Below are 11,182 nucleotides of genomic sequence, written 5' to 3'. Positions count from 1 at the left end.
AAATGGGCTGGCGGCCTGTTCAATAGTTGTTCCTTGCTGTTGCTTAGCCCTAGACTACCCCATAAAATTCGCTCCCTATTTACACCGGATGGACAATTGTTTGAACAATGACCTGATCACCATCTCCGACCTGACCTTCAGTCACGGAGATCGGCTGTTGTATGACGGGATCAACCTGACCATTCCTCGTGGCAAGGTGACCGCCGTCATGGGCCCGAGCGGCATCGGTAAAACCACCCTGCTGCGGCTGATTGGTGGCCAGCTCAAGCCGGAGTCCGGTCACATTCTGTTTGACGGGGAAGATATCCCCACCCTCTCCCGTTCGCGCCTCTATGAAGTGCGCAAGCGGATGAGCATGCTGTTCCAGAGCGGCGCGCTGTTTACCGGCATGACGGTCTACGACAACGTGGCCTTCCCGCTGCGAGAGCACTCCGGCCTGCCGGAGGAGCTGATCCACACCATCGTCATGATGAAACTGCAGGCGGTGGGCTTGCGCGGTGCAGCAAAACTGATGCCCTCCGAGCTCTCCGGCGGCATGGCGCGCCGGGCGGCGCTGGCTCGGGCCATCGCCCTTGACCCCGACCTCATCATGTATGACGAGCCGTTTGTCGGGCAGGATCCCATCACCATGGCGGTGCTGGTCAAACTGATCAAGGAGCTGAACGATGCCCTCGGTATCACCTCCGTCATCGTCACCCACGATGTGAAAGAGGTGCTGAGCATCGCCGATTACGCCTACATCATTGCCAATCGCAAGGTGGTGGCGCACGGCACGCCGGACCAGCTGCGCGAGGAGCACAATCCCGAAGTCGAGCAATTCCTCAGAGGATTGCCCGATGGTCCTGTTCCGTTTCATTTTCCGGCAGGCGATCTGCTACAGGATCTCTGATGTTGATAAGTCAAATAAGCAAGCTGGGGCGGGTCGGAGTGCGGTTTATCAGCTCCGTCGGTCGCGCCACCATCATGTTGTTCCATGCGCTGGCGGGCAAACCCGAACCGCGCAAGCACTTCCCGCTGCTTGTCCAGCAGTTGTATGTGGTGGGCGTACAGTCGGTGGCCATCATTCTGGTCTCCGGCCTGTTCATCGGCATGGTGCTCTCGCTGCAGGGTTACAACGTATTGAAGGATTTCGGCGCCGAGCAGAGCCTGGGACCGCTGGTCTCCCTCTCCCTGCTGCGGGAGCTGGGGCCTGTGGTCACGGCGCTGCTGTTTGCCGGCCGTGCCGGTTCGGCCCTGACCGCTGAAATCGGCCTGATGAAGGCCACCGAGCAACTTTCAAGCCTAGAGATGATGGCGGTCGACCCGCTGCGCCGGGTGGTTGCCCCCCGCTTCTGGGCTGGCGTCATCAGCATGCCGCTGCTGGCCTTTATGTTCAGCCTGATCGGCATTTTCGGCGGCAAGCTGGTCGGCGTGGACTGGCTCGGCGTGGACGAAGGGGGCTTCTGGTCTGCCATGCAGGCCTCCGTCGACTGGCATGAAGACATCATGCAGGGCGCCATCAAGAGCCTGATTTTCGCCCTGGTGGTCACCTGGATTGCGCTCTTTAACGGCTATGATGCCAAGCCGACCTCGGCCGGGATCAGTCAGGCCACGACCCGAACCGTGGTCCACTCATCCCTCGCCGTGCTCGGCCTGGATTTTATACTCACTGCAGTCATGTTTGGATAAGGTAAAGATGAAGTTCAGCAAAGTAGAATTCCTGGTCGGCACCTTCATGCTGGCTGGCATCGGTGCCATTCTGGCACTGGCCCTGCAAGTGGCCGGTTTGAGCTTCAAACCGGAAGGAGAAACCTATACCCTGCGCGCGCATTTCGATAATATCGGCGGCCTGAAAGTCCGTTCGCCGGTCAAGGTCGGCGGCGTGGTGGTCGGTCGGGTCAGCGACATCGTACTGGACCCGAAAACCCAGGTGCCCGAAGTGACCCTGATGATGCAAAAGAGCGCTGGCCAGTTTGCCGATACCAGCTCTCTCTCCATCCTCACCTCCGGTCTGCTCGGCGAGCAGTACATCGGTCTGGCCCCCGGCTTCAGCGATGAGGAGATGGGCACCGAGATGCTCAAGGATGGCGACCTGATTGAAGACACCAAATCCGCCATCGTGCTGGAAGACCTGATTGGCAAGTTCCTCTACAGCCAATCCTCCGACAGCAAATCAGACAGCAAGAAGGAGTAATCATGTTCAAGAAAATCGCCCTGCTGCTGGGTCTGATGACCAGCATGCTCTTTTCCCTGTCTGCCCAGGCAGTCGATGCCACCGACCCCAACGCGCTGGTGGATCAGGCTGCCAAGCAGACCTTTGCCCGCCTGAAAGCCGATCAGGCCCAGGTGAAGAGCAATCCGGATCACCTGCGGGTGATCATCCGCGAAGAGCTGCTGCCCTATGTGGACAACCGCTTCGCCGCCTACAAGGTGCTTGGCAACCAGATTAAAGAGACCACCGAAGCGCAGCGCAATGCCTTCGTCGAGGTGTTCACCGAGTACATGGTGAGCTCCTACGCCGATGCGCTGGCCCATTTTGACAAGCAGACCGTCAAGGTCGAGCCGGGAAAAGCTCCCAGCGGCAACATCACCGCCGTCAACGTCAGCGTGAAAGAGGCCGGCAAGCCGGACATCTTCCTCGAGTTCAAGCTGCGCAAGAACAACAAGACCGGCGAGTGGAAAGCCTTCGACATGGTGGCAGAGGGGATCAGCCTGCTCTCCGCCAAACAGAGCGAGCTCGGCGGTTTGATCCGCCAGAATGGCATCGATGCAGTGATCGCCCAGTTGCGCGAACACAACGCCAAGCCGCTGGTACTCAAACCATGACCCTAAGCGGTGAGCTACAGGCGCCACAGGTCAATGACCTGTGGCAACGCCGCGCCGAATGGTGGCAGGACGACCGGCTCGAGCTCGGCGGCGTCACCACCCTCGACTCCGCCGGACTGGCCCTGCTGGTCAAATGGGCCAAAGCCGTATTAGCGCGAGGCGCCACACCGCAACTGGTGGGCGCCTCCAGTGATTTCTATACCCTGGCCAACCTCTACGGGGTGGCCGGGCTGTTTCAGTCAACCCCGCTCACAACTGAGGACGCATAATGCAAGTCTCTGAAATTGAAGCGATACTCCTTGAGGCTCTGCCATTGTCCGAAGTCCATGTCAAAGGGGACGGTAGTCACTACCAAGTGATCGCCGTCGGTGACATGTTTGACGGCATGAGCCGGGTCAAGAAGCAGCAGGCCATCTATGCCCCGCTGATGGACAAGATCGCCAGCAACGCCATTCACGCCCTCTCCATCAAAGCGTTCACCGACGCCGAGTGGAAACGCGAACGTAAATTCCTATTGCCCTCCTGATTTGGTAACGAAGTAAAAATGGACAAATTCAAAATCGATGGTCGTTGTACTCTCAACGGCGAAGTGACCATCTCCGGCGCCAAAAACGCCGCACTGCCGATCCTGTTCGCGACCCTGCTCTGTGATGAAGAGGTGCACCTCTCCAACGTGCCGCGCCTGAAAGACGTGGGCACCACCATCAAGCTGCTGGAGATGCTGGGCGCGACCACCAAGGTCAACGGCAACGTCACAGTGCTGACCGGTGCGGTGAACAACCACGTAGCCCCCTACGAGCTGGTGAAGACCATGCGCGCCTCCATTCTGGCGCTGGGCCCGCTGGCTGCCCGTTTCGGCGCGGCTGATGTCTCCCTGCCCGGCGGTTGCGCCATCGGTGCCCGTCCGGTCAACCTGCACGTCCACGGCCTGGAGCTGATGGGCGCCAAGATCACCATCGAAGATGGTTACATCAAGGCCCGTGTCGATGGTCGCCTGAAAGGCGCCCACATCCTGATGGATATGGTCTCCGTGACCGGTACCGAAAACCTGATGATGGCCGCAACCCTGGCTGATGGCCGCACCGTGATCGAAAACGCCGCGCGCGAGCCGGAAGTGGTCGATCTGGCCCACTTCCTCAACGCGCTGGGTGCCAAGATCCAGGGTGCGGGCACCGACACCCTGACCATCGACGGTGTCGAGCATCTGCACGGCGGCAACTACAGCGTGCAGCCTGACCGTATCGAAACCGGTACCTTCCTGGTGGGCGCAGCGGTCACCGGCGGCAAGATCACCTGCCGCAAGACAGACCCGACTCTGCTGGAAGCGGTACTGGTCAAGCTGGAAGAGGCTGGCGCCCTGATTGAGAAGGGTGAAGACTGGATCACCCTCGACATGACTGGCCGCACCCTCAAGCCGGTCACCATCAAGACGGCCCCCTACCCGGCCTTCCCGACCGACATGCAGGCACAGTTCACCGTGCTGAACGCCGTCGCCAAAGGCACCGGCATGGTCACCGAGACCATCTTCGAGAACCGCTTCATGCACGTTCCCGAACTGGTACGGATGGGCGCAGACATCGAACTGCAGGGCAATGTGGCCATCTGCCGTGACACCGAGCAACTCAAGGGTGCCCAGGTGATGGCGACCGATCTGCGCGCCTCCGCCAGTCTGGTACTGGCCGGCTTCGTGGCCGAAGGTTCCACCATCGTCGACCGTATCTATCACATCGACCGTGGCTACGAAGACATCGAGCAGAAGCTGCAGGGTCTAGGTGGCCGCATCGAGCGCATCAAGGGCTGATAGCCCCCTGATCGCTAGCCGATAAAAAGGCCCCCTCGCGTTGGCGAGGGGGCCTTTTTCATGGTTTGAGTTCTGTTGATAGCGGGATCAGTGACCCGCCAGCTTCATGCTCTCCACCAGTACCGAGCCGGTCTTGAGGCTGGAGCGCTCATCTTCATCGCGGCCCACCGCCACGATATGACTGAACATCTCGGCCAGATTGCCGGCGATGGTGATCTCCTCGACCGGATAGGCGATCTCGCCATTCTCGACCCAGAAACCGGCGGCGCCGCGGGAGTAATCGCCATTGACGATATTGACCCCCTGCCCCATCAACTCGGTCACCAGTAGGCCGGTGCCCATCTCCTTGAGCATGCCCTGAAAATCCTGACCCGTGTTGGAAACCTGCCAGTTGTGGATGCCACCTGCATGGCCGGTGGTGGTCAGCCCCAGCTTGCGCGCGGAGTAAGAGGTCAGCAGCCAGCTCATCAGCTCGCCGTTACGGATGATATCCATGTCGCGGGTCCGCACCCCTTCACCATCGAACGGGGTACTGGCGAGCCCGCCCAGCAAATGCGGGAACTCCTGAATGGTGAGCCACTCTGGCAGGATCTGCTTGCCCAATTTGTCGAGCAGGAAGCTCGACTTGCGATAGAGGTTGCCACCGCTGATGGCCATCACCAGATGGCCCCACAGGCCGGAGGCCGTATCAGGGTGGAACAGCACAGGCGCGTGACGGGTGGAGATCTTGCGGGCGCCGAGGCGGGAGACGGTACGCTCAACGGCTTCGTCGGCAATGCGCTGCGGACTCCAGAGCCCGTCGAGGGTACGGCTTGAGGAGTAGCCGTAATCCCGCTGCATGTCGCCATCCTGCTCGCCAATCAGCACGCAGCTCAGGGAGTTGCGCGAGGCCGCGTAGCCTTTTACGAAGCCATGGCTGTTGCCATAGACCTTGATGCCAAGATGGCTGGAGAAACCGGCGCCGTCGGAATGCTTGATACGGGCATCGCGACCAAGCGCCAGCCGCTCGCACTCGATGGCCAGCTCGATCCCGCGCTGGGGATCCAGTTCGATTTGGTGGCACAGTTGCAGGTCGGGAGCATCCCAAGCCAGCAGGTCGGCGTCCGCCAGACCGGCACAATCATCGGCCGAAGTGTGGCGGGCAATCTCGATGGCCGCTTCAACGGCAGCGCGAATGGCGGGTTTGCCCAGATCGGTGGTTGAGGAGGATCCCTTGCAACCATCGCGATAGACGGCGATACCGAGGGCACCATCCTTATTGAATTCAATGCTTTCCAGTTCACAACCCCGGGTATTCACCGACAACCCGGTCTGCTTGCTGATGGAGACTTCGGCCAGCGAGGCGCCCAGTCCTTTGGCTATCTCCAGGGCTTCGGCAACCACGGCCTCGAGATGGGCTTGATCCTGGCGGATTTGGTCTTGCTGATCCATAACTCACATCTGTATGAAAGAAGGAAAGGGGCTAAGCATATCAGACCCCTGCGCCCAGCGGGAGAAGCTGGTAACATATCCACCAAACGTGAATGACAGGAACTAAGAGACCGATGAGTCAATATCAAGACGACAACGAGTTCGAAGACTGGGGCCCGAGCAAGAGCCAGCTCAAGCGCGATGCCGAAGCCCTGCAAAAAATGGGCGATGAGCTGGTCAGCCTTAGCCATAGCGAACTGGAAAAAGTGCCGCTGGACGAAGAGCTGGCCGAAGCGATCGAGCTGGGGCGCAAGCTCAAGCCGAAGAAAGATGAATCCTACCGTCGCCATCTGCAGTTCATCGGCCGCCTGATGCGCAGCCGCGACCCGGAGCCGATCATCGAGGCCCTGTCGATCTTCAAGAATCGTCACTCCACCGTGAATGCCCGCCTGCATCGTCTGGAGCAGTGGCGCGAGCGCCTGATCACCGAAGGTGACAGCGCCCTCAATGAGCTGATGTCCCAGTTCCACGAGCTGGATCGCCAGAAGCTGCGCCAGCTGATCCGCTCCGCCAACAAGGAGCGGGTGCTGAACAAGCCGCCGGTCGCCTATCGCGAGATGTACCAGTATCTGCGCGGCGAGATCGAAGATCTGCTGTGATCCCCAATACACGCCTCCCTCGTGGAGGCGTGTTTCTATTGATGCCTTTGCCCCTGCCCAGCCCAATTCCCCGCAATCCCTGCGCGTTTAATATATCCACCATCCAGGCGACCCGGCCATAAATGCCTGCCTGCTCCCTCCCAGTTAAATCGCCACTTCAGAGCAGCAAAAAAACATTTTCATTAACAATTACGCATCATTTCGTTTGACATATTGAACGGCCTTGGCAGACTGGAGAGAGGATCCAGGCTGTTGCTGCCCAGGCTGACCGACGATTCTGCCACCCTGCCCGACGCCGGATCCCATGACCATGCCTTGAGGCATGCCCTTGCTCGGTCGGTTGGCAAGGGCCTGCCCAAGGCGCAGGATGAGACTTCAACGCCAAGGATAATCAAGGTGCCCTATGCCAAATCCCCTGCCTCCCGCCACCCGTAAACCGGTCGTGCTGATGACCATGGGCGCCCAGCCCCGCAACGGCCACGCCTATCAGGTGATGACCCACAAATACATCATGCCACTGGTCGAACTCAGCGACTGCGTCCCGCTGCTGGTGCCCACCTGCTGCGGCACCGCCGATCTGGAGCAGTATCTGGATCTGGTCGATGGGGTCTATCTGAGCGGCGCCGGTTCCAACATCGACCCGGCCCTCTACGGCCAGGAGAACCTCACCCCAGAGAAACAGCAGGACAGGGATCGCGACCTGTTCGATCTGCCGCTGATCAAAGGAGCGCTGGCCCGTGGTTTGCCGATCCTCGGGATCTGCCGAGGCATGCAGGAGATCAACGTGGCACTGGGGGGAGATATTCATCAGAAGGTCTACAACGAGCCGGGCTATGACGATCATCGGGAGGATGCCGACGATCCGGTCGATGATCAGTATGGGCCGAGCCATCAGATTGAACTGCTGCCGGGCAGCTGGTTTGCCGAGTTGATGGGGGAAGCGCAGATTGCGGTCAACTCCCTACATGGACAGGGCATCAACCGGTTGGGGAACGGGCTGGAGCCACTGGCCCACGCCGAAGATGGGCTGATCGAGGCGCTTCATGCCCCCACCCTGTCTCCCTTCTTGCTGGCAGTACAGTGGCATCCGGAGTGGAAGGCCAATGAAAACCCCCACTCCATCAAGATCTTCCAGGCCTTTGGCGATGCCTGCCGTCAACGCTGTGCATTGATGGCAGGCCGTTAACCCCCCATCGATTCAGTCGCCAAACCCCCGCGCCTTGAGTTTGGGCAGTCCGCCTCGCTCGGGGCGCAGGGTGCGGCAGATATCCATCCCCTTGAGCCCACGCTGGATATGGTCTGGGGATTGACCAAACACCATGCCGTTGCTGCGGTAGAGGTTGTTGTCATCCAGCTCGAACTTCTCGCCCCCGATAAGCAACTGCTCCCGGCCATTGACCGTGTCACCGTGCTTGATGGGCACCTTCATATCGGTCAGCACCTCGCCGGTGGCACACCCCTCGCGCCAGCGCACCTCACTGGCGAAAGGGGTAATGGCTATTTCGCGCCAGGAACCATCCCTGAACTCGACCCGGTACTTGTCCGTCAGCAGATCGCAGCCAGCCAGTGGCAGCAGGGTCATCAACCAGATGATTTTATTTGAAAATTTCACGTGTTCGCACTCCTTTGCCTTGTCCTGCACAGGATAAATAAATTGCCGCCCCAACGCACCATTTCCCCGCACCGCAGCAGCTATGCTGGAGGTAAACCACAATAAGGTGCTGCTATGGCTGGCGATAACTTCACTGCGCTACCGACGCTGATCTGGATTGGCGAACACCCGTTCTGGACCCTGCTCACCCTCTCCCTGATGCTGACCCACTTCTGGCGCCGTCCGGGACAGCGACGGGAGCTGCTCTCCGAGCTCGGCTTCGTGATGATAAGCGCGGTGGTCATCCTGCTGATCCAGCTGGAAGGGGGCTGGTTCAAACTGCCGTTGCCCCATCAACTGCTGGTCGAGATCTCCACCCTGCTGGCCGGTTTGATACTGGTCAAGGTGTGGGGGATCCTGCTGTTCGAGTTTCTGCTCCCGCTCTGCCATGTGCGGATCCCACGGATCATCGCCGATATCGTCATCACCATCGGCTATATTGGCTGGGGTCTGTTCCGCCTCTACGCCTCCGGCATGGCGCTCGGGGAGATAGTCACCACCTCGGCGGTGATCACTGCGGTCATCGCCTTCGCCATGCAGGATACTCTGGGCAACCTGCTGGCCGGAGTATCCATTCAGCTCGACAACTCCATCGCCATCGGTGACTGGCTGCAAGTGGATACCACCCAGGGGCGGGTGGTGGAGATCAACTGGCGTGCTACCACCATCGAGACCCGCAACTGGGAGACAGTCGTCATCCCCAACAGCCATCTGCTCAAACAGCGCTTCACCGTGCTCGGGCGCCGCCGCGGCGAACCCTTGCAGTGGCGGCGCTGGGTCTGGTTCGATCTGACCCTGGATACCCTGCCGACCCAGATCATCGCGTTGATCGAGAAATCCCTGCGGGAGACCAAGCTCCCCTGCGTCGCCAAGCATCCGCAACCGGACTGCCTGCTGATGAACGTCGAAGGGGGCATCGCCCGCTATGCGGTGCGCTACTGGCTCACCGATCTGACCCGCGACGATCCGACCGACTCCATGGTACGTAGCCTAATCGATGCCGCCCTGCGCCGTAACGATCGCCGCCTCACCCCGCCGATCTTCAACGTCTTCATGAGCAAGGAGAAACAGCATCTGGATGCCCGCCACAAGCGCCACACTGCCGAACGCACCGACACCCTGCGCAAGCTGCCGCTGTTTGCCATGCTGCAGGAGAACGAGCTGATCCAGCTGGCCGATCAGGTGAAGTTCGCCCCCTTCGTCAGCGGCGACATCATGCTGGAGCAGGGAGATGTCTCCAGCTGGCTGTTCGTGCTGGTCAAAGGGGAAGCCGAGATGCTGGTCAATGTCGAGGGGCGAGAGCTGAAGCTCGGTACGCTCAACGCGGGAGACTTTTTTGGCGAACTGAGCCTGCTCACCGGCGAGCCCAGCTCCTTCACGGTACGGGCGGTGGCCACCGTCGAAACCTATCGCATCAATCAGGGGATGTTTCAGGAACTGGTGATGCAGCGCAAATCGCTGGTCGAGCCCCTCTACCGGGTGCTGAGCGACCGCCAGCAGGAGCAGCAGGCGCTGCTGGAGCGGGAGGCGGAAGCCATGAAACAGCCTCCACAACAGCTTGATCTGCTTGATAAACTGATGAGGCTGTTCGGCGGAAGATGACGTAGCATGGCATCGTATTGAGGACGTGAAGAGAGAACAACAGCCATGTTACTGACCACCCTGGCCCTTGCTGCCAGCCTGCAATTTGATTGTCCCGCCACCATTGAGACTCACCAGCAGCTGCTGACCCCGCAGCAGGGCTGGCAGGCGTTCACCCGCAATGACGATGGCAAACCGGACGAAACCCTCAGTCACCGGCTCGATAATCTGACCCTGTTCGATGGAGATCCTGCCAAACTGGCCCAACTCAAACCGGATAATGGCGACAGCGACGAGATCCACTACTGGAGCCAGCTCGATAGCAGCCTGCGCCCGCTCTATCTGGCCTGCCGCTATAAGAACAGCACCATCACCCTGCAGCAGGCGCTGCCCGCCGGCATCAGTTACTGCCGCGTCAACCAGCGCGACCGCTACACCCTGCTCGGGTTGGTTTGTCGCAAATAGCGGGCGTAACCCCTTGCCATATATCGCGATTCGCTGACAGCCATTACCGCCTGAGCGTGGCCACCCGCCAGCGCCATCAGAGCAGCAGCTCGGCCAGCTCCTCCAGTGCTGTCAGCTCCACGTCCGGCAACAGTTGCAGCTGTTGCCACGGTTGCTGCCGCTCGTTGAGCCAGGCGGCGCGAAAGCCGTGCAAGCGGGCACCCAGCACATCGGTCTCGTGATGATCCCCCACATGGAGGATCCGATCTGCTGGCAGCTTGAGGGCGCTGCGGGTCTGCTCAAACATATCCGGCGCCGGTTTCATTCTGGCGCCCGCCCCCGCCTTGCAGACCAGCGTGAAGTAGCGTTTCAGTCCTGCCTGCGCCAGATCCAGATTACCGTTGGTGATGACCACCAGCGGATAGCATGCGGCCAGTCTGGCCAGCAGCTGATGAGTGGACTCGCTCACCTCGATCTTCGAGCGCTCTGCCAGAAAAGCGGCAAAAACCTGCTCCGCCTCGCGGCTGGCCTGCTGGTCGGCCATCCCCCCCTCGACCATGGCGGTACGGATGGTCTGCTGGCGCGCCAGACTGACATCGTGGCGCAGCTCGGGGGCACCGTTCAGCACACTGCGCTTGAGTTCCAGCCAGCGCGGCTTGTCGAGCATGGCGGTGGCCAGATATTCGCTGCGCAGATGGCTCAGCATCCACTGCTCGGCCCGCACGATGGCGGGGCCGTTGTCATAGAGGGTGTCATCGAGGTCAAACGAGATGGCAGCAACCGGCTGCCAGCGGCGATAGAAGTGCATGGACTCTCCTCTGCATCACGGGC

14 protein-coding genes are annotated in these 11,182 nt (G+C 60.3%); 11 read left to right on the top strand and 3 right to left on the bottom strand.

Features of this window, described 5'->3' with window-relative positions; translation table 11 throughout:
- Positions 1-88: 88 nt before the first annotated feature.
- From mlaF to murA, 7 genes are read left to right on the top strand one after another with little or no spacing between them, the layout of a single operon-like run.
- Positions 89-889 carry a phospholipid ABC transporter ATP-binding protein MlaF gene (mlaF, locus tag ACW5W8_RS15030; protein ID WP_498628507.1) on the top strand — a complete coding sequence of 267 codons (801 nt, stop codon included), beginning with the start codon at positions 89-91 and terminating at the stop codon, positions 887-889.
- Complete coding sequence (gene mlaE, locus ACW5W8_RS15025) at positions 889-1,668, top strand: lipid asymmetry maintenance ABC transporter permease subunit MlaE (protein ID WP_005336345.1); 780 nt, start codon at positions 889-891, stop codon at positions 1,666-1,668. The genes mlaF and mlaE overlap by 1 nt, the downstream gene beginning before the upstream one ends.
- Before the next feature lie 7 nt (positions 1,669-1,675).
- Positions 1,676-2,173: an outer membrane lipid asymmetry maintenance protein MlaD gene (gene mlaD / locus ACW5W8_RS15020; protein WP_019444849.1), complete on the top strand. Its 498-nt coding sequence runs from the start codon at positions 1,676-1,678 to the stop codon at positions 2,171-2,173.
- 2 nt (positions 2,174-2,175) lie between these two features.
- Entirely contained in the window at positions 2,176-2,805 is a 630-nt protein-coding gene (locus tag ACW5W8_RS15015) for an ABC transporter substrate-binding protein (protein ID WP_431361023.1), read from the top strand.
- A complete protein-coding gene (locus tag ACW5W8_RS15010; RefSeq protein WP_100652493.1) occupies positions 2,802-3,074 on the top strand; it encodes an STAS domain-containing protein in 273 nt (90 codons plus the stop codon). Before ACW5W8_RS15015 ends, ACW5W8_RS15010 begins: the two co-directional genes overlap by 4 nt.
- On the top strand, positions 3,074-3,331 hold the full coding sequence (gene ibaG, locus ACW5W8_RS15005; protein WP_005306001.1) for a BolA family iron metabolism protein IbaG: 258 nt from the start codon (positions 3,074-3,076) through the stop codon (positions 3,329-3,331). The genes ACW5W8_RS15010 and ibaG overlap by 1 nt, the downstream gene beginning before the upstream one ends.
- Before the next feature lie 18 nt (positions 3,332-3,349).
- On the top strand, positions 3,350-4,606 hold the full coding sequence (gene murA, locus ACW5W8_RS15000; RefSeq protein WP_498628506.1) for a UDP-N-acetylglucosamine 1-carboxyvinyltransferase: 1,257 nt from the start codon (positions 3,350-3,352) through the stop codon (positions 4,604-4,606).
- Between the two features lie 87 nt (positions 4,607-4,693).
- On the opposite strand, the gene pmbA is transcribed toward murA, so the two are convergent.
- Positions 4,694-6,037 (bottom strand): metalloprotease PmbA, encoded by a 1,344-nt coding sequence (gene pmbA, locus ACW5W8_RS14995; protein ID WP_498628505.1) that lies wholly within the window; start codon positions 6,035-6,037, stop codon positions 4,694-4,696.
- A gap of 113 nt (positions 6,038-6,150) precedes the next feature.
- On the opposite strand from pmbA, the gene yjgA reads away from it, so the two are divergent.
- Together yjgA and ACW5W8_RS14985 are read left to right on the top strand one after the other, a co-directional pair.
- Positions 6,151-6,675, top strand: a complete 525-nt coding sequence (gene yjgA / locus ACW5W8_RS14990) for a ribosome biogenesis factor YjgA (protein ID WP_498628504.1) — start codon at positions 6,151-6,153, stop codon at positions 6,673-6,675.
- Positions 6,676-7,078: 403 nt separating this feature from the next.
- The gene (locus ACW5W8_RS14985) at positions 7,079-7,861 is read left to right on the top strand and encodes a gamma-glutamyl-gamma-aminobutyrate hydrolase family protein (RefSeq protein WP_498628503.1); all 783 of its coding nucleotides are present in this window, start codon (positions 7,079-7,081) and stop codon (positions 7,859-7,861) included.
- 12 nt (positions 7,862-7,873) lie between these two features.
- Here the strand turns inward: ACW5W8_RS14985 and ACW5W8_RS14980 are convergent, their stop codons facing one another.
- Positions 7,874-8,257 (bottom strand): hypothetical protein, encoded by a 384-nt coding sequence (locus ACW5W8_RS14980; RefSeq protein WP_498628519.1) that lies wholly within the window; start codon positions 8,255-8,257, stop codon positions 7,874-7,876.
- Positions 8,258-8,401: 144 nt separating this feature from the next.
- Between ACW5W8_RS14980 and ACW5W8_RS14975 the strand changes: the two genes are divergently transcribed.
- Both ACW5W8_RS14975 and ACW5W8_RS14970 read left to right on the top strand, forming a co-directional pair.
- On the top strand, positions 8,402-9,928 hold the full coding sequence (locus ACW5W8_RS14975; RefSeq protein ID WP_498628502.1) for a mechanosensitive ion channel domain-containing protein: 1,527 nt from the start codon (positions 8,402-8,404) through the stop codon (positions 9,926-9,928).
- A 45-nt stretch (positions 9,929-9,973) separates the two neighbouring features.
- Positions 9,974-10,372 (top strand): STY0301 family protein, encoded by a 399-nt coding sequence (locus ACW5W8_RS14970; protein ID WP_498628501.1) that lies wholly within the window; start codon positions 9,974-9,976, stop codon positions 10,370-10,372.
- 76 nt (positions 10,373-10,448) lie between these two features.
- Here ACW5W8_RS14970 and ACW5W8_RS14965 read toward each other — a convergent pair whose 3' ends face one another.
- Positions 10,449-11,159, bottom strand: a complete 711-nt coding sequence (locus ACW5W8_RS14965; RefSeq protein WP_498628500.1) for an HAD-IA family hydrolase — start codon at positions 11,157-11,159, stop codon at positions 10,449-10,451.
- Positions 11,160-11,182: the final 23 nt, after the last annotated feature.

Source organism: Aeromonas aquatilis, assembly GCF_054052405.1.
This window is presented reverse-complemented; position numbering and strand designations above follow the sequence as displayed.

Coding starts and splice junctions, on each gene's coding strand:
- mlaD (WP_019444849.1), top strand. CDS start 1,676: ATGAAGTTCAGCAAAGTAGAATTCCTGGTCGGCACCTTCATGCTGGCT.
- ACW5W8_RS14965 (WP_498628500.1), bottom strand. CDS start 11,159: ATGCACTTCTATCGCCGCTGGCAGCCGGTTGCTGCCATCTCGTTTGAC.
- ACW5W8_RS15010 (WP_100652493.1), top strand. CDS start 2,802: ATGACCCTAAGCGGTGAGCTACAGGCGCCACAGGTCAATGACCTGTGG.
- mlaE (WP_005336345.1), top strand. CDS start 889: ATGTTGATAAGTCAAATAAGCAAGCTGGGGCGGGTCGGAGTGCGGTTT.
- mlaF (WP_498628507.1), top strand. CDS start 89: ATGGACAATTGTTTGAACAATGACCTGATCACCATCTCCGACCTGACC.
- yjgA (WP_498628504.1), top strand. CDS start 6,151: ATGAGTCAATATCAAGACGACAACGAGTTCGAAGACTGGGGCCCGAGC.
- ACW5W8_RS14970 (WP_498628501.1), top strand. CDS start 9,974: ATGTTACTGACCACCCTGGCCCTTGCTGCCAGCCTGCAATTTGATTGT.
- ibaG (WP_005306001.1), top strand. CDS start 3,074: ATGCAAGTCTCTGAAATTGAAGCGATACTCCTTGAGGCTCTGCCATTG.
- ACW5W8_RS15015 (WP_431361023.1), top strand. CDS start 2,176: ATGTTCAAGAAAATCGCCCTGCTGCTGGGTCTGATGACCAGCATGCTC.
- ACW5W8_RS14980 (WP_498628519.1), bottom strand. CDS start 8,257: ATGACCCTGCTGCCACTGGCTGGCTGCGATCTGCTGACGGACAAGTAC.
- ACW5W8_RS14985 (WP_498628503.1), top strand. CDS start 7,079: ATGCCAAATCCCCTGCCTCCCGCCACCCGTAAACCGGTCGTGCTGATG.
- ACW5W8_RS14975 (WP_498628502.1), top strand. CDS start 8,402: ATGGCTGGCGATAACTTCACTGCGCTACCGACGCTGATCTGGATTGGC.
- pmbA (WP_498628505.1), bottom strand. CDS start 6,037: ATGGATCAGCAAGACCAAATCCGCCAGGATCAAGCCCATCTCGAGGCC.
- murA (WP_498628506.1), top strand. CDS start 3,350: ATGGACAAATTCAAAATCGATGGTCGTTGTACTCTCAACGGCGAAGTG.